The sequence below is a fragment of the Corynebacterium macclintockiae genome (assembly GCF_027570165.1).
Lineage (GTDB): Bacteria > Actinomycetota > Actinomycetes > Mycobacteriales > Mycobacteriaceae > Corynebacterium > Corynebacterium macclintockiae.
Window position 1 is genome coordinate 156046 of the sequence record NZ_JAKMUV010000003.1, and the last position, 23282, is coordinate 179327.

Here is a 23282-nt window from a genome sequence, read left to right on the forward strand (position 1 = left end):
CGCGCCGTCGTTCTGCGGCGCAATCTAGCCCCGCGCTGCAAAGGGTTTATCGATCGGCGCGAGGTTCACTACTCGCCCCGCGCCCCGCCACAGCCTGGCCGCCACGTCGCGGTCCTCGGCGCTCACTAGGTTGCCCATCAGGCGCGTGGCCACCCCCATCGCACGATTCGCCAGCGGCCCGCGCATGCCGATCGGTCCGAGCGCACTCATCAGCCCCGGCATCGTCAGCACCACCGCCAGCCGCCGCGCCAGCCCGAACGCAAGCCCGTACTGTTTCTGCAGTTCGGCCGTCCATTCTGGCGCTATGCCGGCGCCATTGTTGCTCTTTATTCTGGACGCCCACCGCTCCGGTCCGCCCCACTCGTCAACCAATAACCGAACCAGCAGCTCGGCGGATTCCAAGGCGTAGTCGATGCCTTCGCCATTCAGCGGATTGACGAGCGCTGCCGTGTCTCCAATGGCGGCCCAGTTGGGTCCGGCCACGCGGCTGACAGCCCCGCCCATGGGCAGCAGTGCGGAGGTGATGGACGTCGGTTCTCCGACGATGCCCCACTCATCGCTGACTTGGCGCGCATAGTCGCACAGCAGCTTCTTGGTGTTCACCTTCGCCGGGCGCTTGGTGGTGGCCAACACACCACAGCCGAGGTTCGCCTTGCCAATGCCTTCAACTGTGGCGAGGTTGCTACCTGTCCCTTCAGCCGGGTTGCCCAGAGGGAACACCCAGCCGTAGCCCGGTTGGGCCGTGCCCGAAGAGTCGTTGAGCTCCAGGTGCGAATGGATCCACGGCTCGTCTCCGAAGGGAGTGTCGATGTAGCTGCGGGCCGCGATGCCATGCACTAGCCCCTTATCCCACTGCACTCCCAACTTGCGGGCGATGCCGCTGCGCACTCCTTCTGCCAGCACAAAGAAACGTCCGCGGATCTTCACCGGCAAGGCAGCGCCAGCGCCCTGGGTGCCTTCGCCCGTGCGAGTGCCAGCGACCTCGCTGAGTTGCTGGGTTACTGGATCCGAGGTGGCGTCCATAACCTTGGCCTGGATAAAACGCGCACCGGCAGCGATGGCAAGGCGGGCCAGAGCGGCGTCGAGGCGCGAGCGGGGGATGGCCGAACCGCGCTGCGGGAAGCTGCCCGAAGGCCAGGGTGCGGTGACGGAACCGCCGAAACCGTGCAGCTTGAGGCCCTGAATGTGCGGGGCGCCGTCGAGAAGGTGGAGCGCGCCCATCGATTCCAAAGCGGCGACGGCGCGCGGGGTGAGGCCATCGCCGCAGGTCTTGTCGCGGCCGTGGGGGAGGGAACCCGAGGCGCTGTTGTCAGTGCTGCCAGTACCCGGTGCTGTACCCGGAACGTCGGCCATGTCCACCATCACCACATCCAAACCGGCGCGAGCAGCGTGGAAAGCAGCAGCGGAGCCGGCCGGGCCAGCGCCCACGACAACGACATCACAGGTCACAAGATTGGAGGTTTCAGCGGCGGGGGAGTTCATCGACACCCATTGTTCCACGCGGGTGCGGGCGCGGTGGCGTCGGTACTGGGTAGGCGCCTGGGCAGATGCCAGGGGAGACACTTCGGCAGACGCAGGCGTCGACACGGGAACACGCGGGTTAAACACCGTCTGGGTAATGGACTAAAGTGTCCGTAGACACGTAAAGACCACATGTGAAAGACCGCATGTGAAGTTCAAGAGGAAAAGACGAGGCTGACCACGGACATGCCAAGTGCCACACCCCGTAAACCGGCGCTCCCTGACGTCGGGGACGCGCAACTCAACGAGGCCTTGGGCCAGTCGATGCAGCAGGTTGAGCAGCTGCTGAAGGACCGGTTGTCGGTTGGCGAATCCTTCCTCACCGACAAGATCAGCCACCTTTTCGACGCAGGTGGTAAGCGCTTCCGTGTGATGTTTGCACTGCTGGCGGCCCACTACGGTGAAAACCCGACGGCACAGCAAGTCAACGAGGCTGCCGCGGTGGTGGAGCTAACCCACCTGGCTACGCTCTACCACGATGACGTTATGGACGAGTCCGACCAACGCCGCGGGGCGGAATCCGCCAACAAGCGCTGGAACAACTCCGTGGCCATCCTGGCGGGCGATTACCTGTTTGCGATTGCCAGCGACATCATGGCAGAGCTGGGCACCGAAACGGTGCAGCACTTCGCGGAGACCTTCCGGGAGCTGGTGACCGGGCAGATGCGCGAAACCGTCGGCGCCCGCGAGGGGGAGGACGAGATCGAGCATTACCTGACCGTCATCCAGGAGAAGACGGGCGTGCTGATCGCTTCTGCCGGTTGGCTGGGTGCCTTGCACAGTGGCGCTTCCGACGAGTACCGCGACGCGCTGTTCCAGTTCGGCCGGAATGTTGGCCAGATCTTCCAGATTGTCGACGACATCATCGACATCTGGGCCGACCCGGTGGTCTCCGGCAAGCAGCCTGGCACGGACTTGCGCGAGGGTGTTTTCACTCTGCCGGTTCTTTATGCAATGCAGCAGGATGACGCCACAGGGGCGCGACTGCGCGAGATCCTCACCGGACCGGTGACGGATGATGAACTGGTGGACGAGGCGCTGGAGCTTATCCGCGGCTCCGAAGGCCGCGACAAGTCCTTCGAGGTCGTCCAGCGGTACCGCCAGTACGGTGAAGACGAGCTGGCCAAGCTGCCCGACAATCAGGTGACCAATGCGCTGCGGCGCCTGATGGACTTCGCCTTGGAGCGGTTGGGGTAGCTTCCGGTTTGGAGCAGTATTTGTTCCGAGCATTTGTTTCAAGGCAGCCCCAGGTGCTGGCTTGCAGCTGGAGCTGCTCGGGGTAGCTTCCGGAGGGTGCTTTGTGCAGGCGATTTGCATAAGTTGGGGCGACTCGTAGTAGAGTTACCAGCGCACCGAATGGTGCATGCCAGATTGCCCGAGCGGCCAAAGGGAGCGGACTGTAAATCCGCCGGCTCTGCCTTCGTTGGTTCGAATCCATCATCTGGCACAAAGCCAAATGGCAAACAACAACCCGGTGGTTGCTTCCCTGTGCGGGAGGTAGCCACCGGGTTTTGCTATGTCCGGGGTGCGGGTTCTGGCTCCGGGGAGGGGCTAGATGTCGTTCTAACGACATTTGTGGCGAAGAGTGCCGAACTTGCACCTAAAATGAGGCTGGAATGGCCGCCTGGCCAGCCGATTTGTGTAAAACGTAGCTGGGTGGTTAAGCTAACTCAGGCTTCAAGCGATGCGGTTAAAACAATCCGCAGAGCAAAAAGAAGTATTGCCCCCTTAGCTCAGTCGGCAGAGCGTTTCCATGGTAAGGAAAAGGTCGACGGTTCGATTCCGTCAGGGGGCTCTGTCATTTTATGCGCACCGTCACGCGACGTTAGACACAGACCGTTGACGGTCCGTAGGAAAGTGGCGTCGATGGCGGTGTAGCTCAGCTGGTTAGAGCGCACGACTCATAATCGTGAGGTCGAGGGATCGAGTCCCTCCACCGCTACAAACTAGAAACAAAACCACCCGGTGATCAAAGTCACCGGGTGGTTTTGTGTTTGCTCCCCCTAGCCCCGCCCCCTTTAGCTCCAGTCCCCTTAGCCCCAGCGCCCGCACCCCATTTGGTTGCGCACTCGTAACCCTGCTATTGTTTTGGAACGTTGCACTGACTGCACGGCGCAGGAAGGAACGAACCCGGATAACGGGGTCAACTTCGGCGCTCGCAGCATGTTGCTTCACCTATGTTGATCTGGTCGCGTACACTCGTGAATCAGAACTTCGATAGGGGCGTGGCTCAATTGGCAGAGCAGCGGTCTCCAAAACCGCAGGTTGCAGGTTCAAGTCCTGTCGCCCCTGCACGATCTTCCTTGCAGGTACCTTTAAGGAGAACTTAGACGTGAGCGACGAGAGCAAAAAGACTGCAGCCGGTGAATCCGGCACTGGCGGCAGCCTTCGTCCGTCCGGCAAGCGCCAGGTGGCCGGCGAGGCCACGACGTCCCGCGCGGTTGCAAACTCCAGCTCCAAGGCGCCGGAGGTTGTTAAGACCAGGAAGAACCCCTTTAGCGCCATTGCGGACTATATCCGCGGCGTGATCTCCGAGATGGGCAAGGTTATCTGGCCCACTGGCCGCGAGATGGTGAACTACACCATCATCGTGCTGCTGTTCCTCATCTTCGTTTGCGCCCTCGTTGCAGGTACTGACTGGGCCGCTAGCTGGGGCTTGCAGCAGATCATGCGCTAACGTGTTACACTAGCGAACATCAATTCTTACACCGCCTTCGCCGCCCGGCGACAGGCGGATTTTTAATGGATGGAGGGTGCTTCCATGACCGAAGAAAACCAGAACAACGAGGCCGTCAGCGCAGAGAGTCTTGCTGCGGCCGCGCAAGAAGACGTACAGCAGGCTGTTGCTGAGGCGCACCAGGACGTTGCGGGTGCTGAGGCTGAGGGCGTCACTAGTAACGACGCCGCAGCCCCAGCGACCGAAGGGGCCGAAGAAACGGCGACGGCTGAGGGCGCCGAGGCCTCCGAGAGCGGCGAGGGCAACGAGGCAGAGAAGTCTGCCGAGGATGCGGCAATGGAGGCGTACAAGACCCGCCTGCGCCAGTTCATGCGCCAGCTGAAGAAGCTGCCGGGCGACTGGTACATCATCCAGTGCTACTCTGGCTACGAGAACAAGGTGAAGACCAACCTGGAGATGCGCGCGCAGACCCTGGGAGTGGACGAGCAGATCCACGAGGTCGTTGTGCCGATCGAAGAGGTTGTAGAGCTGCGCGACGGCAAGCGCAAGATCGTCAAGCGCAAGCTGCTGCCGGGCTACGTGTTGGTGCGTATGTCTCTGGAGGACGCCTCGTGGTCCGTCGTTCGCGATACTCCTGGTGTGACCAGCTTCGTTGGCAACGAAGGTAAGCCGACCCCGGTGAAGATCCGCGAGGTTGCGAAGTTCCTGCTGCCGCCGGAGACCGCGAAGCCGCAGGAGACCGAGGATGGCGAAGAGGTTCCGGCAACGGGCGTGGATGTTTCCTCCACCGGTGTGGCCACCCCGCCGAAGCCGGCCAGCGAGCAGGTTGTGGTGGACTACGAGGAAGGCGAGTCTGTCACCATCCTGTCCGGTCCTTTCGCTTCCGTCTCTGCAACCATCAGTGAGATCGATACCGAGAACAACCGACTGAAGGCCATGGTCTCCATCTTCGGCCGTGAGACCCCGGTTGAGCTAGAATTTGATCAGGTAGAGAAGCTGAACTAGAATTATGCAGGTTGTCTGCGGGTTAGGCTCGCAGATCGACAGGCAAGTTTTACATCCTCCGGTGGCCGGTGAAACTCCGGCATCCGGTCGACGCGATAAACCCCGTGCTGGCCATCAATTGGCGCGGGAACGGGCGTAACTTTCTCCATGCGGAACCTTGCGGTTTCAACAAGGGTATAGGGTGCTGCGGATCGCGTTGATAACAGAAAGAAGGTTTAAAGATGGCAAAGAAGAAGGTCACTGGCCTCATTAAGTTGCAGATCCAGGCAGGTCAGGCTACCCCGGCACCGCCGGTTGGCCCGGCTCTGGGTGCTCACGGTGTGAACATCGTTGAGTTCACCAAGGCCTACAACGCTGCTACCGAGTCCCAGCGCGGCAACATCGTGCCGGTGGAAATCACCGTCTACGAAGACCGTTCCTTCGACTTCAAGCTGAAGACCCCGCCGGCAGCCAAGCTGCTGCTGAAGGCTGCGGGTATTCAGAAGGGCTCCGGCGTTCCGCACACCGACAAGGTCGGTTCCGTTACTTGGGATCAGTGCAAGGAGATTGCAACCACCAAGAAGGAAGACCTGAACGCCAACGACATTGAGGCCGGTGCAGCCATCATCGCTGGTACTGCACGTTCCATGGGCATCACTGTCAAGGACGCTCCGCAGAAGTAATTTTCACTGACCGTGGTAAGGCTACTTGCTTCGCCTGCACCACAACTCCAACAACTCTTTAGATTGGAATAACCATGAGCAAGACCTCTAAGGCATACCGCGCGGCAGCGGAGAAGATCGACGCTGGCCGCCTGTACACCCCGATGGCAGCCGCCAAGGTTGTCAAGGAGACCTCCTCCAAGAACTTCGACGCTACCGTTGATGTTGCTATCCGCCTGGGCGTTGACCCGCGCAAGGCTGATCAGCTGGTTCGCGGCACCGTTTCCCTGCCGAACGGCACGGGTAAGCAGGTTCGCGTTGTCGTCTTCGCTGAGGGCCCGAACGCTACCGCTGCTGAGGAAGCTGGCGCGGACGTCGTTGGCACCGCAGAGCTGATCGAGAAGATCCAGGGCGGCTGGACCGACTTCGACGCTGCTATCGCTACCCCGGACCAGATGGCCAAGGTTGGTCGCGTGGCTCGCGTGCTGGGTCCCCGTGGCCTGATGCCGAACCCGAAGACCGGTACCGTCACCACTGACGTTGCCAAGGCTGTCTCCGAGATCAAGGGCGGTAAGATCTCCTTCCGTGTTGACAAGGCTGCTAACCTGCACGCCATCCTGGGCAAGGCTTCCTTTACTGAGAAGCAGCTGGCTGAGAACTACGGCGCTCTGATCGACGAGCTGCTGCGTCTGAAGCCTTCCTCCGCTAAGGGCCGTTACTTCAAGAAGGTCACCATGGCCTCCACCAACGGCCCGGGTGTTCCGGTGGACAACACCATCGTGAAGGACTTCACTGAAGAGGCTTAAGTCTCGGCGTGATGGGGATCTTCTAGAGTTCATCTAGGGATCTGCTCGCACCCTCGCTGCTTTCGAGTGGCGAGGGTGCTTTTCTATGTCTGTTTTCTATGTCCGGCGCCCGGGGTGGTCCCTTTTGGGGAGCGGGTCGAACGACGGGGTGGAGCGGTGGGTGGGGCAGCAGTCCACCTACTGTTTGAAAACGCTTGCCGGTTCACTATAGTTCTTAATGAAAATTAGACCCATTGCATCTTTAAGGACTTATTCTGGTGCCCGCTTCACCCCTCACAGCCTGTGATCAACGCGGCCATGGCAATGCCCGCCGCCCCGTCGCAGTCCTCGCAGCCGCTTTCCTGACCGCCTTCACTGCGTTCCTTGGTATTGGGGACCTGGGCTTGCAGAGCCTGCCCCAAGCGAAGGCTGATTCTGTCACGCTCGATAAGGGGCATATTGACGCCTTCCACGTCACCTCCTCCGGTTCCGGCAACCTCAAGTTGGATCTGACTGAGGACACTACGGGTTCCCATGTAGCGCGGGATCCGAACAACGTCACCCTCAAAGTCGGTGCAGAGGCGTACGAGCCCCGCACTGAGGACGTTTCCGAGGTCGGAGTGCCGACCTACTACCTTCCGCAGACACAGCAGGAGAACTTGATTTGGCCTGGCTGGGATACGCAGGGTGTTGCCCCTCACTACCAGGGCGTAAACATCAACTTCAACCGGGTGTGCGGCCCAGGCCGAGTGTTTATGTGGAGCCAGGTGAACGGACGCATGGCACCGCTGCTCACGGATGGCATCGAGGTGAAGTCCGGCAATAGCATCAACCAGTCCTACCCGAGCCATGTCCACGCCAACTGGGCCTTCGAGCGCCCCGGCCGTTACTCCATGCAGGTGCAGGCTACCGCGGACGGAGCGAAGTCCGAGGTAAAGACCTACACCTGGGTAGTAGGCAAGTCCGACCAGGATGAAAACGCTGATCAGCCTGCCGAAGGTGCGACCCCATGCGGTAGCGAAGACGCTGCTGGGGGCGGCGGATCGGCTGACGGTGGCAGCACCTCCGGTGGTGCCACAGGCGCAACTGGAGCTAGCAGCGCACAAGGTACGTCGAACAAGTCCACTTCCAACGGCAAGTCCAGCAGCAACTCCACTTCCAACAAGAAATCCGCATCCACCGCCAGCGGCAACAGCACTTCTTCTACTTCGAGTGCAAATGGCAAGTCCGAAGGCTCCGCTACTTGCAAGAAGGGCGAGCCCGCCCTGCGTCCGCTGATCAAGGATGATCGCCAGCAGCCAGCGAAGTGGACCAAGCCTGGTGCGCTTAACTTCGGCCTGGGCTCTGCGGCAAAGACGAATCTGCCGCAGGCCCTCGGGCCGGTCGGCGCTGGCACCGCATGGATGATCGGCGCAACCCAGACCAACGGCGTGCCGTGGGTGGGTGTGAACACTATGCACCCGGATCTGCTGGCCAACACGCAGGGTGATGTCACCTTCGCGCTGACTTCCTTCAGCGGCCCGGGCAGCATGTACGTTTTCGAACAGGGCAACCTCGGCCAGGTCGTGGGCAAGGAATGGTTCAAGGCCAGCGGTGGAAACGCGTCTGGCGCTCACGTCGTCCCGCGCAACTCGCACGTTCACCCGAACTGGGTCTTCTCCAAGCCCGGCACGTACAAGGTAGGCATCACCCAGACCGCCACCACGAAGCAGGGCAAGAAGATCAGTGCTCCTGCCACCCTGACCTTCACCGTCGGTGGCAGCGGCAACGCTAACAGCGGGCACTTCGACTTCGGCGCGGACATCACCACCGACGGTGACTGCGCGTCCGGTGCTGCCGGTGCCGCGGGTGGCGCTGCAGGTGGGGGCGCGGCTGGTGGCGATGCTGGCAGCGCTGCCAACGCCGACGGCTCCCTGGCCGATACTGGTTCCACGTCCGCGATGCTGGCTCTGGCCATTGCTGGCGCGGGCCTGATCGCCCTCGGCGCCGGTGTGATGTACATGCTGCGCACGAATGCTATGTCTGCGGAGTCTGTGGCTGCTCTTCGGTCGATGACGCCCCCTCGTTCCAAAGGCCCCAAGTTCTAAGAATGGGGCACGCAGTTTCATCTCTTAAGGGGGCTACAAAGCCACTGTGCGCCAACGTCAGCGCAGTGCTGCTTGTCGCCGGCCTGGCCGGATGCACGGTCGCAGACGGTGCAAGCCTGCCGAGCCGTGACGATGGGATCACGGATATCGTGGCCTCCACCCCGATTGTCGCCGATTTGGCGCGCCACGTCGCCGGGGATGCGGCGCGCGTGACTTCGCTGATCCCGAACACTGCGGATCCGCACACCTATGAGCTCACGCTGCGCGACGTGCGCAACCTGGCCAACGCGGACGTGGCCTTCAACAACGGACTGCTGTTGGAGCAGCAGTCCGTACTGCGCACCATGGACAATGGCGTGCTCCCCGGGGTAGAGGTCGTATCCCTCGCTGATGTTGCTGCAAACCATGGTGCTACGGTCATTCCCCTGGTGGAGAATCTGGCGCTTGATTCGGTCTGGTTGGGCATCCGCGCCCAGGGAATCGGCGCCCGGCACGGTGGGTCCTCCCACTCCGAGATGCACCTGAGCGTTACGGACGTGGAGGGGCCGGGCGATGCTGCGGCCTATATCACCGGCACTTTCGGCCAGCCGGAGGTCTTCTTTAACTCCCGCGATGGCTTCGATGCCTCCCGCGGGTACGAGGGCGATACCGCCACGCTGCCGGTCGATGCGCACACCCACATGAGCTGGTCTTTCTCCAAACCCGGCACGTACACCCTGCACCTCCGCGCGTCTTTGGTGCCGGATGAGGGCAAACCCCCAGAGCACATCGCGGATCAGACCGTGCGCTTCAATGTGGGCACGGAGGACGGGGCGTCCAAAAAGATAGACAGTGGGCACTACGACATCGCGGTGAACGCCGACGACAACAGCATCAATTTCGTTGGCGACGGCGGCACCTTCGACCCCCAGAAAGCCGTGGTCAGCGTGCCTAACCGAACGCTGCAGCCGATCCCGGGCGACCCTAACTACCGCTTCCTGGGCAATGCGGGGGACGAGACCTACCTGCTGCCGCAGGCGGTGCTGGGCAAACACGTCCACGGCGAGCTTGACCCGCACCTGTGGCACAACGCCAAGAACGCGATGGCCTACGTGAAGGTCATCCGTGACAAGCTCATCGGCGTGGATCCGGATCACGCCGCGGAGTATCAGCAGAACGCGCAGGATTACCTGGACGAGCTCGGCCGCCTCGACCGCGAGGTCAAGGGCAAGATCGACACGATCCCCGAGCACCGCCGTCACTTGGTTACTGCCCATGACGGTTACGCCTATTTTGCGGACGCCTACGGCCTGGACATCGCAGGTTTCGTCACCCCGAACCCGGAGATGGAGCCGAGTGCACGGGACATCGTGACCCTCACGCGGACGCTGGAAAACCTCAAAGTCCCAGCGGTGTTTATCGAGCCGACCATGGCGGGCAGAACCCGCGAGCTGCAGCAGATCGCGGATCGGCTGGGAGTGAGCGTGTGCCAGATCCGCAGCGACACTCTGGATGAGAAGGCTCCGACGTACGTGGATCTGATGCGGACCAATGCCGAGTCGATGGCCGAGTGCCTAAGCAGCGCGTAGCCGGGGTGCTGGTGCTGACGGACAACCAACGTGGCACCGCGGGAAAACAGACGTTTCAAGAAGAACTTTAGAACCAAGCAATTGAAGGAAAACCACAACATGCGAATGACAAAGATCAGGAAGTCCTGCCTGGCCCCCACTGCGGCGGTGCTGCTGGCCGGGGGAGCGGTGGCAGCGGGCGCGCCGGTAGTCGGACTGCCGGGCGTGGTGGCACCGGCGCAGGCACAGGCACAAGCACAGAGCCAGGGCCAGGAAGACCCGGCGCTGAAGCAGAACGTTAGCGACAAGGAAGAGCACATCCCCGCAGGTACGAAGCACGTGTTCGACCGCGGCCACGCGGATCTGGGCATGCGACTGGATGGCGGAAAGCTGGACGTGCAGCTGCGTGACGACGCGCAGGAAAAGCCGGTGTGGCGCGTGCTGGACGATGTGGTCTTCGACGTGTCCGACAAGTCCAAGCAGCAGCTGCCCGCCGATGGCGGCTACGAGTTCACGGGTGCGCAGCCGGGCCAGGAGGTCTGGGTTCTGCCGCAGACCGAGGTTCAGGGCGTGCCGTGGCTGGGCTGGAACACGCAATCTCCGGCGCTGATCGCACAGGCCAGCCGAGGCGTGACCATGGAGTACCTCGGCCACCAGGGGCCGGGCCAGATGAGCATGTTCCTACAGGCCGGTGGCTTTGAGAAGCCCCAAGAGCTGTGGAACTCTGCCCAGCCGATCCCGCAGGAGCTGTGGGTAGACCTGAACACGCACACGCACGCGAACTGGGTTTTCACCGAGCCGGGTGTGCACCAGGTGGCTATGGGCGTGCGGGTGAAGATGAAGGATGGCTCCGAGAAGACCGTGACGAAGGTCCTGAAGTTCGCCGTGGGCGTGGACCCCGCGCAGGCGCAGAACGCCGCCTGGGAGGGTGAACTGCCGAAGGCCGGTGCAGCTGGTTCTTCTAGTGACGCCCGCAACGCCAACGGCAACAACGCCAACAACGCTGCAGATGCGGAGGGCAACAACTCCAACAGCGAGGATTCCCAGGGTGGATCCTCCGCCCTCCCGTGGATCCTCGTCGGCGTGGGCGCGGTCGTCCTCGCTGTGCTGGTCTTTGGCTTCCTTTCCCTACGCAAGGGCGCCAAGGAGCGTAAGCGCATCGAGGACGAGCTGTGGGGTCAGCTGAAGTGACCGCACTGCAGATAGCGGATCTGAATGTTCGGCTGGCTGGGCGGCAGATCCTCACCGACGTGAACCTCGAGGCGCGCCCCGGCGAGTTGATTGGTTTGCTGGGCCCCAACGGTGCGGGCAAGACCACCCTGATGCGCAGCATCCTGGGTCTCATCCCGCGCACCAAGGGCAGCATCAAGGCTGCGAGCGTGGGCTACGTTCCCCAGCGCCACGAGTTCGCGTGGGACTATCCGATCGACGTGCGCCACACGGTGCTCAATGGCCGGGCGGGCAGCATCGGGCCGTTCCGACGGTCGCGCCGGGCGGACTTCGCTGCCACGGCGCATGCACTGAAGCGCGTGAACCTGCAGCACTTGGCGGATCGCCCCATCGGGCAGCTGTCCGGTGGCCAAAGGCAGCGCGTCCTGGTGGCTCGCGCCCTGGCGGTGGAGCCGACCCTGCTCCTTCTGGACGAGCCTTTCACCGGCATGGATTTCCCCAGCATCGAAGCGCTGGTGGAGATTCTGCGTTCGCTGGCCGCCGACGGGATGAGCATCCTCATGGTCACCCACGACCTGGCGCAGGCCGTCGACGTATGTGATCGCCTCGTTCTGCTGAACGGTCGCGTCGTGGCCGACGGCGCGCCGGGGGAGCTGCGCAGCCCGGAACCGTGGATGGAGACCTTCGACGTCCACCCAGATTCGCCTCTGCTGCGGGGAGTGGGGTTGGCGCAGTGATTTCTTTCTCCCAGTTCCTGGTTGACCTCAGCAACCCCGCCCTGGCCTTCCTGCCGAAGGCGCTGCTGGTGGCGGTTCTTTCCGCCCTGGTCTGTGGCGTGATCGGCACGCACGTGGTACTCCGCGGCATGGCTTTCATCGGCGATGCTGTCGCGCATGCCGTGTTCCCCGGCCTGGCCATTGCCTTTGCCCTGCAGTTCTCGGTGATCGCCGGCGGTGCGATGGCTGGTGCCGTGGTGGCTCTTCTAATCGCCCTGTTTTCGCAGCGCAGGCGCGTGAAGGAGGACACCGTCATCGGTATTTTCTTCGCCGCGGCCTTTGCCCTCGGCCTGGTCGTGATCTCTAAGGTGCAGGGCTATACCGCTAGCCTGAATAGCTTCCTCTTCGGCTCTATCACGGGTGTGTCGAACTCCGACATCATCTTCAGCGCCGTCGTGGGGGCGATCGTGATCCTGGCTGTGGCGGCACTGCACAAGGAGATCGTGGCTGTTTCCGTCGACCGCGAGACCGCTGCCGCCATGGGGATCCGCGTGTTGTTGATCGACATTGTGCTGTATCTGGCCGTCACCGCCGCTGTGGTGATGTCGGTGCGCACGGTCGGCAACATCCTGGTTCTCGCGTTGCTCATCACCCCGGCCGCGACCGCGCGGCTGTGGACGGACCGCCTGGTCGTCATGATGAGCCTCAGCGCCGTGATCGGCATGGTCGGTTCCTTCGTGGGTGTGTATGTCTCGTGGGCCATCGACGTTCCTACGGGCGCGACGATCGTCCTCGTCCTCACCGTTGTTTTCCTCTTCTCGTTCTTTGTGGCGACGCCAATTCGCGCCGCCAAGCAATCCAACAAACCCTCACAGGTGGTGGCTACTAATGCAGAACAAGCGTGATCCCAGACAGCAGCTCATCGCAGAGCTCAAGCGCAGTCAGAATAAGGCCGAACGGATGTTGCAGGCCTCCAAAGCGATGTTCGCAGTCCTCGGCGTGCTTGTGTTGACGGTGGCGTTTGGCGCCTGGGACGGGGCGTCGCCACTATCCAGTGACCAGCGCAACGTAGACGTCTTGCAGCGCGCGCAGGCCACGCCAACAGGGCATAAGCCTGGTACGACCAGCGACGGGCCGACGGTGGGTAAGGACGTGAAGAACCCGGCCACCGGAAAGACGCACGTTTGTGCGGGCAGGAAGCTGCTGTACAACGCCCACGTGGATGCGATTTACGGAACGTATAACAAGGGCAAGCCGGACGTAATGGTGGTCGATGGGCAGCAGCCCGTGCCCGCCGATGACGTCTGCCTGCGACTGGCACCCGACGCGATCGACGGCAAGGAGGCCTCCCGCATCAAGGTGCCGAACAAGAAGGCGCTGTCCTTCCTAGGCAAGCCCGGCACGGTGCTGTGGCATGCCCCGCAGAACGCGGACTTCACTAACCAGTGGCGCCCGATCTGGGCGGGCCTGGGAGCTTTTGACGAGGCGCATGAGCTTAAAGTGCCGACGGACTTTGCGGAGCCGAACCTGCACTTCCACATGAAGAAGTTCTCCGGCCCTGGCGACGTGGAGGTTTTCTTCCACAATTCCAGTAGGCCTACCCCGGAGCGCGTGCTGTCCACCAAGGAAGGCCTGAAGAACTACGACTACAAGGTCGGCGGGCACGGGCACTTCGGCTGGACGTTCTCTAAGCCGGGTCTGTATCAGCTGACGATGCAGTGGGACGTCAAGAAGAAGGACGGCTCTACCGTGAAGTCCGCAGCGCGCACCATCAACTGGCTGGTCGGTTCCGACAAGCAGGTCGGCCTGCCGGAGGGGACGACCACGGGGCTGAACAAGATCCAGGAGCCCATCGCGCCACTGGACCAGGGCAAGCCGGACGAGTCGGAGAAGCCGACGGATTCCGCTACTCCGAGCGACGCTGATTCCGGCGACGAGTCGGGTTCTACGGAGGCGACAGAGGGCGAAACCGACGGCGACGACGGCACAGGCTCCACGGACGAGTCGACCGACGCCACGGACGAGTCGACCGACTCGACCGGAACCGAGGAGCCCGGCGAGTCCGCGGAGCCCTCTGGAACGGAATCTGAAACGGAATCAGCCCCGACCTGCGAGGCCCCGGCGGATATCCCCGATGAGGATGTGCGTGGCGAAGTCAACGATGCCTTCGGCGAGGGGCAGGGAACTGAGCGCGCCGTGATTCCCAAGGGTCACATGGACATGGGTGTGGGCACATCGGACGAATCCGATGCGGATCCGCACACTTTCCTGAAGGACGGCGCCGATCCTGCGAATGTGCAGGAGCGCGAGTCCGGCAGCTTCATTTTCCTAGTCAATAGCCCGAAGGCCAAGGTTGGAGTCCCAGAGGAGTACCAGGAGGAACTGGGGGAGACCGGGTATGCGCTCCCGCAGGCGCAAGGGGAAAATCCTGATGTTCCGTGGCTGGGCTTTTCCACCGAGCATCTGAACTCGGCTCAGCAGGGCGTGGACGTGACCATCAAGGACTTCGAAGGTCCCGGTCGCATGGTGACCCTGTCGGACAATGGGCTGGGTAGTGTCAGCCTGCGTCTGGATTCCGAGCACCGTGAGCACAAGGTCAGCTATGCGGTTGGAGCGCACGACCACCAGCAGTTCCTTTTCACCAAGCCGGGCGCGTACCGCGTAGTCTTCCGCTACCAGGGCACCGCTGTGGACGGCAAGAAGTTCGATAAGGAGCTGGAGACCTTCTTCGTCATCAAGGATTCGTGCGGGGACGATACGGGCAATGGGAAGTCTGGTCTGGAGGAACTCCAGGAGCTGCAGAAGCACCTCGACAGCGAAAACGTCAAGATCGGCAAGTACATGGATCAGATCGTCGGCGGGATTGAGGCGCTGCGGGGTAACCGTAAGGCTTCGCAGCAGCCTTCGACCGGCGGCAATTCCGGCGCATCGGCAGTAGGCGCCGCAAACGGTGGCGCCAGCAATGGCGCCTCTAACGGCGCCTCCAGCGGAACCAGCAATGGCGGAAGCGCTAACTCGGGCGGTTCCTCTGCGGCACTTGGCGCCGCATCAGATGCTGCGTCCGGTGGTGCTGCGTCTGATGGTGCGGTGTCCGGTGGCGGGATTTCCGGCGGTGCTTCCGGTGATGTTTCCGGCGGTGGGACCGGCGGAATTGTTGATGACGCCGCAGAGGCCGACGGTGCCGCAGACGTCGCCGGCGATGAAGCTGAAGGCGACGTCGGTGGCGGCGGTATTCGCCGCATCGACGCAGCCGCGCAGGCCGACCCGAACAACAGTGCAGTGGCGCACAGCGAGGATGCTCAGAACGTAGAGACGAAGAATACCGCCAGCGAGTCCTTCCTGGATACCCTCACTAGCGGCGGCTGGACGACCGGCTTCCTGCTGGGACTGGGTCTGATGGGTCTGCTGGGCGGAGCCCTCCTGTTCTTCGTGGCTGCCCGCAACATGCAGCGCGCCCACACTCTGCAGTTGCTGCAGGCCTACCGCGAGATCAGCCGTGATCGTGCGGAACAGGCCTACGCTGAGGGCGCTTATGCCGAGGACGGCTGGGAGGAAGGCCAGGCCTAGGCCCTGAGTGCTCAGGCCTTCCTCACTTAGGCCTTCCGGCCCCGCCGGCCGGGTACTCGGAACTCGCCCATCAACGGCAGCACCATGCTGCGCTTCAGCGGGTTGGCAGTGCGGTAGGCAGCCGGGCCGTCGTCGCCCGGCGCCAATGCCTCTAGGATCAGATCCACCACGCGTGGCGAATACAGCATCGCCAGGTGGCCGGACAGATCGAACGGGTTATCGTCCTGCACACTCAGGTTGCGCACCCGCGCACCGTCGCCGGCGACCATCACCTGCTTCAGGCGGGGCGTCGCAATACCGTCGTATTTTGCGGTGATCATCGTGTAATCAACCCCGGGCGTGGTATCCCCATCGCGGTTCAAGTGCTCGCCGAACTCGCTGCCCACGCGCTGGTCGATCGCCGCGCCACCCAGGATCTTCTCCAGCGGCCCGGCGAGCTTGTTGCTCGGATCAACCCTTTCGGCCAGGGTAGAGACGCCCGATAGTGTGGTCCCGTGATGCGCCGGCCCGACGCCGACAAGGCGATCCACCTTATTACGCGCGATATCCGCGCGGTCCGCTCCGCCGGAGTCAGACAGATACAGCCGCGCCTGCGCCACGCCCTGCGAGTGGCCGACCAGGTTCACCTTTTGCGCGCCGGTGCGTTCGATGACATCGTCGATAAAGTGTGCGACCTCCAGCTGCGATGAGCGTAAGAAGTTATTCGCGTACACGCCCGGCGCCTTACCCGTCAACGCGTCCCGATCCTTCCCGTAGTTCACGGCAAAAACCGGGTGACCGGCCGCAATGAGGTGCTTGGCCACGTAATCCCACGTGTTATATGCATTGAGCCACGTGCCGTGGATCAGCACGACCGGCGTTCTGCCGTCTAAAGGTGTGTCCCATCTATTGACGCCCTCCGGAAGTGGATTTTCGCGCCTCAGGCTGGAAAGGAATTTCGGGATGAATGCGTCCATGACCCCCAAGGGTAATCAAATCGCAGGGCCTAGTTTTGAATTCGAAAGAAATTGGGGCGTGAGGGGGCGTCGATAAATAAAAACAGCGATTTGGAGAAGGGGTGAGGAGGGGTGTAACCTCCTTCGAGGAAGTTTGACTAGATCAACAACTAGATCAGAAACGTCAAGTTTTCACCGAAGACCGTCGGTCATCACCGCCCGCACAAACCCTCAGGGGGAGCGTGGGCAGGAGATTGAAGGATCATCGTCATAGATGACGGCCCACGCAGGTAACACGATAGACGTTCGGATCGGATTCCAGCCCTAGAAAGCCGGGGATCCTACGAATGCGCCTTGTGCTTCTTGCGTAAAACGCCGGAAACGCAAGGCGCTTTGTCGTTTATGTACAGTGTTGCCCTTCAACAATGATCGTCGGTGGACGTACAGGTAGAACGTACACCGTAAACATCAGGAAGGAGGCGAGAGTATGGCTAATCCGAAGAACACCGCTTCGCTGGCAGAGCTGAAGGCACGCTTCGAGCAGGCACAGTCCACTCTGTTGACCGAGTACCGTGGCCTGTCCGTGGCTGAGACCACCGAGCTGCGTCGCGCTCTGGGTTCGGACGTTACCTACTCCGTCGCCAAGAACACCATGATCAAGCTGGCTGCTCGTGAAGCCGGCATTGAGCTTGATGAGTCCCTGCTGACCGGTCCGACCGCAATCGCATTCGTCCACGGCGAGGCCGTTGACGCTGCGAAGGCCATGAAGGACTTCAGCAAGGATCACAAGAACTTCGTGATCAAGGGTGGCTACATGGACGGTGCCACGATTGATGCAGCTCAGGTTGAGGCAATCGCCGAGCTGGACAATCGCGAAACCACGCTGGCCAAGCTGGCCGGTGCCATGCAGGGTTCCTTGGCAAAGGCCGCAGGCCTGTTCAACGCACCAGCATCCCAGGTTGCACGCCTGGCCGCTGCACTGCAGGAGAAGAAGGAACAGTAAGTTCCTTCCCCGAATACATAAGACATAAAACACTTTGCCGGCCGGGTCGCCAACACTTTCTGGCCCACCGGCGCAACTACGAAAGGATGCCATCATGGCTAAGCTCACCAAGGACGAGCTCATCGAGGCTTTCAAGGAAATGACCCTCATCGAACTGTCTGAGTTCGTTAAGGAATTCGAAGAGGTCTTCGACGTTACCGCTGCTGCTCCGGTTGCTGCTGTTGCAGCTGCTCCGGGCGCTGAGGGTGGCGCTGCTGCTGAGGAGAAGGACGAGTTCGACGTCGTTCTGGAGGACGCAGGCGCTAAGAAGATCGGCGTTATTAAGGTTGTCCGCGAGATCGTCTCCGGCCTGGGTCTGAAGGAGGCCAAGGAGCTGGTTGAGGGTGCTCCGAAGGCTCTGCTGGAGGGTGCTTCCAAGGACGACGCTGAGGCTGCTAAGACCAAGCTGGAAGAGGCTGGTGCAAAGGTCTCCCTCAAGTAAGATCGCCTTACTTTCCGCGCACAGCGGCCTAGTGCCGAATGCGTGGGCACAACACACCGCTGGAAATCACATTCTGTGGCTTCCAGCGGTTTTTGTTGTCTTGCTACCCTGGGGTGAAGATTAGATGCCGGGTAGGGTCGGCATAAAAGTTTTAAAGACATAGATGGTGGCATTGAAGTGACGAACGAAGACAGCTCCACGAAGGCTCCGATGAAGAGCTCTAACAAAGGTCTTTACCTATTGGGCGCTTTAGGTGCACTGATTGGTTGTGCGTTGATCACTGTGGGCGTCATGCTCCCGAAGGTCGTCGCGAACGACAAAGCGCTACCGCTAGATCTCGCCGCAACGACCATCACCCTCAAGGATCCGGCTGCGGTGATCGGCCCCAACTACCAGGGGCCTAAGGGGAAAGAGGACGTGACGGCGCCGGTTAACCGCCAGTTCAAGATCACCCTGGAAGAACCCGCCACCGAAGACGAGGCAAGTGCCCGCGTCGGCGTGAGTACCGCGCGGACGGATGTCAAGGACGATCTAGAATCCCTGCTGGATGCGCAGGTCTGGAGCTTTACCGTGGATCGCCGGACGGGCGAGGCGAAGGGGGACGCCAAGGTGTCTGACACGCCGGCTACCCCTGCGACCGACGGCGAGATCGCGGGTTACTGGGCTAAGTTCCCTCAGGGAACTGAGAAGCGCACCTACGACTACTTCGATATGACGCTGCGTCGTGCACTGCCTGCCGAATTCACCGGCACGCGCAATGTGACCACCGCCGAGGGCCGCGAGCATGAGCTGTACGTTTTCCGCCAGGAAATTCCGGCGACGTCGGTGGCTAAGGAGTACGCAGGCATCCGCAACACCATCACGGTGGAGGATGAGAACGGAAAGCCGCAGCGCGCACAGCTTTTCCACGAAGGGTGGCGCGAGCTGACGGTGGAGCCGAAGTCCGGCCTGCTGGTGAGCGTGGAAGAGGACGTGAAGGACACCTACCGCGATAGCTCTGGCAAGGACGTGGAAAACCTGCTGAAGTTCCACGGCAAGACCCCGCAGAGTGTAACGCAGTCCATGCTGAACCAGGCCATGGAAGTCAGCGGACAGCGCCACACCGATAAATGGGGGGTTGCATTGATCGTTGCGGGTGTTATTGTGGCAGCAGCATCCGTGGTGCTGGTCGTGTGGAAGACCGCTAAGCGGAGGGCGGAACGCAGGGCTCAGCGGAAGGCTTAATGATAAGCCGCGCAGAGGGCGCTGGGAGGGGGCGCCGGGAGGGGCGCTGGGACTGTGGCGGAAGCCTAGACAATTGAGCAGCCATGCTATAGGATAGTTCGTTGCGCTGGATTTACTTTGTTGAGTTATTTGCTTCAAAGGAACGACTACGGATCTTCGCAGAACCAATGCGAAGGTATTGCGCGTGATGCAGACTTTGCCAAAAGTGCCAAAAAGGCCATTTGACAAGGTCGTTTAGTCGTTTCTACGTGGCGGTGGCTCAGTGGGGGAAATCCAACTAAATCGACCATCACGAGACCGTACACACACAATCAAGACCGTGCACTACAGCTCCACCACGTAGTGCTGGCCGAGGTTGTGCTGGAAGGACCCATCTTGGCAGTCTCCCGCCAGACCAGCTCAGTGGCCGGAATTCCCGGAGCTCCGCAGCGACACAGCTTTGCGAAGATCGACGCTCCGATTGAGGTTCCAGGCCTTCTAGACCTCCAACGAGAGTCCTTCGCTTGGCTCGTCGGCACGCCCGAGTGGCGTGCCCGCGCCCAAGCCGAGGCAGGGGAGGACGTCCGCATTATGAGCGGACTCGAGGAGATTCTCGAGGAGCTTTCTCCGATCGAGGACTACTCCGAGAACATGTCCCTTACCCTGTCCGAGCCCCGCTTTGATGACGTGAAGTCCACCATCGACGAGGCTAAGGATAAGGACATCAACTACGCGGCACCGCTGTACGTGACCGCGGAATTCACCAACTCTATGTCTGGTGAAATTAAGTCCCAGACCGTATTCATCGGCGACTTCCCGATGATGACCGACAAGGGCACGTTCATCATCAACGGCACCGAGCGTGTCGTTGTTTCCCAGCTTGTTCGTTCCCCGGGTGTGTACTTCGACGCATCCATCGACGCATCCACCGAGCGCCCGCTGCACTCCGTGAAGGTTATTCCTTCCCGCGGTGCATGGCTGGAGTTCGACGTGGATAAGCGCGACACCGTTGGTGTGCGTATCGACCGTAAGCGTCGCCAGCCCGTCACCGTGCTGCTGAAGGCGCTGGGTCTGACCACCCAGGAGATTACCGATCGCTTCGGTTTCTCCGAACTGATGATGTCCACCCTGGAAAAGGACGGTGTGGAGAACACCGACGAGGCACTGCTGGAGATTTACCGCAAGCAGCGCCCCGGTGAGTCCCCGACGCGCGATTCTGCCCAGGCTCTGCTAGAAAACTCCTTCTTCAAGGCAAAGCGTTACGACCTTGCCAAGGTCGGCCGTTACAAGATCAACCGCAAGCTCGGCCTCGGCGGTGACAACGATGGCACGATGATCCTGACTGAAGAGGACATCCTGACGACCATCGAGTACCTGGTGCGCCTGCACGCTGGCGAGAAGTCCATGACTTCCCCCGACGGCACCGAGATCCCGATCGATACCGACGACATCGACCACTTCGGCAACCGTCGTCTGCGTACCGTCGGCGAGCTGATCCAGAACCAGGTTCGCGTTGGCCTGTCCCGCATGGAGCGTGTCGTGCGCGAGCGCATGACCACCCAGGATGCGGAGTCCATCACCCCGACCTCCCTGATCAACGTTCGCCCGGTTTCCGCGGCGATCCGCGAGTTCTTCGGCACCTCTCAGCTGTCGCAGTTCCTGGATCAGAACAACTCTCTGTCCGGCCTGACTCACAAGCGTCGCCTGTCCGCGCTGGGCCCGGGCGGTCTGTCCCGTGAGCGCGCCGGCCTGGAAGTCCGCGACGTTCACCCGTCTCACTACGGCCGCATGTGCCCGATTGAGACCCCGGAAGGTCCGAACATTGGTCTGATCGGTTCCCTTTCTTCCTACGCACGCGTGAACCCGTTCGGCTTTATCGAGACCCCGTACCGCAAGGTTGTGGACGGCCAGATCACCGATGAGGTCTACTACTTCACCGCCGACGAAGAGGACCGCCATGTGATCGCTCAGGCGAACACCCCGTTCGACGAGAATCACCGGTTCACCGAGGACCGCATTGAGGTTCGCCTGCGCGGTGGCGACGTGGAGGTCGTCCCGTACACCGAGGTGGACTACATGGACGTCTCGCCACGACAGATGGTTTCCGTGGCAACGGCTATGATTCCGTTCCTCGAGCACGACGATGCTAACCGTGCACTGATGGGTGCGAACATGCAGCGCCAGGCTGTGCCGCTGCTGCGCTCCGAGTCTCCTTACGTGGGCACCGGTATGGAGCTGCGCGCTGCCTACGATGCCGGCGATATGATCATCGCCCCGAAGGCCGGCGTGGTCGAGTACGTCTCCGCCGACTACATCACCGTCATGGACGACGAGGGCGTGCGCGATACCTTCATGCTGCGCAAGTTCGAGCGCACCAACCAGGGCACCTGCTACAACCAGAAGCCGCTGGTGGACGAGGGCGACCGTGTGGAGGCCGGCCAGGTTCTGGCCGACGGCCCGGGCACCGACAACGGCGAGATGGCACTGGGTAAGAACCTGCTGGTTGCCTTCATGCCGTGGGAAGGCCACAACTACGAGGACGCCATCATCCTGAACCAGCGCATGGTTGAGGAAGACGTTCTGACCTCGATCCACATCGAGGAATACGAGATTGACGCCCGCGACACCAAGCTGGGCCCAGAGGAGATCACCCGCGACATTCCTAACGTCGGCGAGGATGTCCTGGCAGACCTCGACGACCGCGGTATTGTCCGCATCGGCGCCGACGTCCGCGACGGCGACATCCTGGTCGGTAAGGTCACCCCGAAGGGTGAAACCGAGCTGACTCCGGAAGAGCGCCTGCTGCGCGCCATCTTCGGTGAGAAGGCCCGCGAGGTTCGCGATACTTCCATGAAGGTTCCGCACGGCGAGACCGGTAAGGTGATCGGCGTTCGCGTGTTCTCCCGCGAGGACGACGACGATCTGGCCGCGGGCGTTAACGAAATGGTTCGCGTCTACGTCGCTCAGAAGCGCAAGATCCAGGACGGCGATAAGCTCGCCGGCCGCCACGGTAACAAGGGTGTCGTGGGCAAGATTCTGCCGCAGGAGGATATGCCGTTCCTGCCGGACGGTACCCCGATCGACATCATCCTGAACACCCACGGCGTGCCGCGCCGTATGAACATCGGTCAGGTCCTCGAGGTGCACCTGGGCTGGCTGGCTAAGGCCGGCTGGAAGGTAGATACCGAATCCCAGGATCCGAAGATCCAGAAGATGCTGGAGACCCTGCCGGAGGAGCTGTACGACGTTCCGGCGGACTCCCTGACCGCCACCCCGGTGTTCGACGGTGCTTCCAATGCCGAGCTGTCCGGCCTGCTGCGTTCTTCGCTGCCGAACCGCGACGGCGAGCGCCAGGTCGACGATTTCGGTAAGTCCAACCTGATCGATGGCCGTTCCGGCGAGCCCTTCCCGTACCCGGTTTCCGTGGGCTACATGTACATGCTGAAGCTCCACCACCTGGTCGACGAGAAGATCCACGCCCGTTCCACTGGCCCTTACTCCATGATTACCCAGCAGCCGCTGGGTGGTAAGGCACAGTTCGGTGGCCAGCGCTTTGGTGAGATGGAGGTGTGGGCAATGCAGGCATACGGTGCCGCCTACACCCTGCAGGAGCTTCTGACTATCAAGTCTGACGACGTGGTTGGCCGTGTGAAGGTGTACGAGGCGATCGTGAAGGGCGAGAACATCCCGGATCCTGGTATCCCGGAGTCCTTCAAGGTCCTTCTGAAGGAGCTGCAGTCGCTCTGCTTGAACGTTGAGGTTCTGGCAGCCGACGGCACCCCGATGGAGCTGTCCTCCGACGATGACGATGAGCTGGAGAATGCTAACGCAGCTCTGGGCATCAACCTGTCCCGTGACGAGCGTCCGGATGCTGACATGGATGTCAGCTAGGGCGTTGACGACCCTAAACATCTGACTTTCGTACATTCGCCGTACTTTCGGCG

The 23282-nt window shown here is 61.7% G+C and carries 17 protein-coding genes and 4 tRNA genes; 19 read left to right on the forward strand and 2 right to left on the reverse strand.

The features are described 5' to 3' along the window. Nucleotides 1-24: 24 nt before the first annotated feature. Nucleotides 25-1482: an FAD-dependent oxidoreductase gene (locus tag L8U58_RS04190; RefSeq protein ID WP_269954758.1), complete on the reverse strand. Its 1458-nt coding sequence runs from the start codon at nt 1480-1482 to the stop codon at nt 25-27. A gap of 225 nt (nt 1483-1707) precedes the next feature. Here L8U58_RS04190 and L8U58_RS04195 point away from each other — a divergent pair, with 225 nt between their 5' ends. From L8U58_RS04195 to L8U58_RS04265, 15 genes are all read left to right on the forward strand, one after another. Then, a complete protein-coding gene (locus tag L8U58_RS04195; RefSeq protein WP_269954759.1) occupies nt 1708-2718 on the forward strand; it encodes a polyprenyl synthetase family protein in 1011 nt (336 codons plus the stop codon). A gap of 168 nt (nt 2719-2886) precedes the next feature. Beyond that, nucleotides 2887-2968, forward strand: a tRNA-Tyr gene (locus tag L8U58_RS04200). A 275-nt stretch (nt 2969-3243) separates the two neighbouring features. Then, nucleotides 3244-3316, forward strand: a tRNA-Thr gene (locus tag L8U58_RS04205). Nucleotides 3317-3389: 73 nt separating this feature from the next. Next, nucleotides 3390-3463 (forward strand) — tRNA-Met (locus L8U58_RS04210). 277 nt (nt 3464-3740) lie between these two features. Beyond that, a tRNA-Trp gene (locus tag L8U58_RS04215) sits at nt 3741-3813 on the forward strand. A gap of 40 nt (nt 3814-3853) precedes the next feature. Then, complete coding sequence (gene secE / locus L8U58_RS04220; protein WP_269954760.1) at nt 3854-4198, forward strand: preprotein translocase subunit SecE; 345 nt, start codon at nt 3854-3856, stop codon at nt 4196-4198. A gap of 84 nt (nt 4199-4282) precedes the next feature. Then, the gene (gene nusG, locus L8U58_RS04225; protein WP_034972588.1) at nt 4283-5203 is read left to right on the forward strand and encodes a transcription termination/antitermination protein NusG; all 921 of its coding nucleotides are present in this window, start codon (nt 4283-4285) and stop codon (nt 5201-5203) included. Nucleotides 5204-5424: 221 nt separating this feature from the next. Next, nucleotides 5425-5865 (forward strand): 50S ribosomal protein L11, encoded by a 441-nt coding sequence (gene rplK / locus L8U58_RS04230; RefSeq protein ID WP_034971050.1) that lies wholly within the window; start codon nt 5425-5427, stop codon nt 5863-5865. Between the two features lie 74 nt (nt 5866-5939). Next, complete coding sequence (gene rplA / locus L8U58_RS04235; RefSeq protein WP_034971051.1) at nt 5940-6650, forward strand: 50S ribosomal protein L1; 711 nt, start codon at nt 5940-5942, stop codon at nt 6648-6650. Between the two features lie 257 nt (nt 6651-6907). Then, the gene (locus L8U58_RS04240; protein ID WP_051893658.1) at nt 6908-8716 is read left to right on the forward strand and encodes a TIGR03773 family transporter-associated surface protein; all 1809 of its coding nucleotides are present in this window, start codon (nt 6908-6910) and stop codon (nt 8714-8716) included. Between the two features lie 2 nt (nt 8717-8718). Beyond that, nucleotides 8719-10284, forward strand: coding sequence for an anchored repeat ABC transporter, substrate-binding protein (locus L8U58_RS04245; RefSeq protein ID WP_237744168.1), 1566 nt, complete (start codon nt 8719-8721; stop codon nt 10282-10284). 105 nt (nt 10285-10389) lie between these two features. Continuing rightward, on the forward strand, nt 10390-11454 hold the full coding sequence (locus tag L8U58_RS04250; protein WP_269954761.1) for a choice-of-anchor M domain-containing protein: 1065 nt from the start codon (nt 10390-10392) through the stop codon (nt 11452-11454). Then, a complete protein-coding gene (locus L8U58_RS04255; RefSeq protein ID WP_034971053.1) occupies nt 11451-12170 on the forward strand; it encodes an anchored repeat-type ABC transporter ATP-binding subunit in 720 nt (239 codons plus the stop codon). The genes L8U58_RS04250 and L8U58_RS04255 overlap by 4 nt, the downstream gene beginning before the upstream one ends. Continuing rightward, a complete protein-coding gene (locus L8U58_RS04260) occupies nt 12167-13054 on the forward strand; it encodes an anchored repeat-type ABC transporter permease subunit (protein ID WP_269954762.1) in 888 nt (295 codons plus the stop codon). The genes L8U58_RS04255 and L8U58_RS04260 overlap by 4 nt, the downstream gene beginning before the upstream one ends. Then, a complete protein-coding gene (locus tag L8U58_RS04265) occupies nt 13038-15716 on the forward strand; it encodes a choice-of-anchor M domain-containing protein (protein WP_269954763.1) in 2679 nt (892 codons plus the stop codon). Before L8U58_RS04260 ends, L8U58_RS04265 begins: the two co-directional genes overlap by 17 nt. Nucleotides 15717-15742: 26 nt before the next feature. Here the strand turns inward: L8U58_RS04265 and L8U58_RS04270 are convergent, their stop codons facing one another. Beyond that, nucleotides 15743-16672, reverse strand: coding sequence for an esterase/lipase family protein (locus tag L8U58_RS04270; RefSeq protein ID WP_034972488.1), 930 nt, complete (start codon nt 16670-16672; stop codon nt 15743-15745). A gap of 466 nt (nt 16673-17138) precedes the next feature. Here L8U58_RS04270 and rplJ point away from each other — a divergent pair, with 466 nt between their 5' ends. From rplJ to rpoB, 4 genes are all read left to right on the forward strand, one after another. Then, on the forward strand, nt 17139-17654 hold the full coding sequence (gene rplJ, locus L8U58_RS04275; protein WP_034971057.1) for a 50S ribosomal protein L10: 516 nt from the start codon (nt 17139-17141) through the stop codon (nt 17652-17654). Between the two features lie 94 nt (nt 17655-17748). Beyond that, on the forward strand, nt 17749-18135 hold the full coding sequence (gene rplL, locus L8U58_RS04280) for a 50S ribosomal protein L7/L12 (protein ID WP_005292020.1): 387 nt from the start codon (nt 17749-17751) through the stop codon (nt 18133-18135). Nucleotides 18136-18312: 177 nt separating this feature from the next. Then, nucleotides 18313-19359: a cell envelope lipid trafficking protein PgfA gene (gene pgfA, locus L8U58_RS04285; RefSeq protein WP_230580194.1), complete on the forward strand. Its 1047-nt coding sequence runs from the start codon at nt 18313-18315 to the stop codon at nt 19357-19359. Between the two features lie 357 nt (nt 19360-19716). Next, nucleotides 19717-23229: a DNA-directed RNA polymerase subunit beta gene (gene rpoB, locus L8U58_RS04290; RefSeq protein ID WP_034971303.1), complete on the forward strand. Its 3513-nt coding sequence runs from the start codon at nt 19717-19719 to the stop codon at nt 23227-23229. Nucleotides 23230-23282 lie beyond the last annotated feature (53 nt).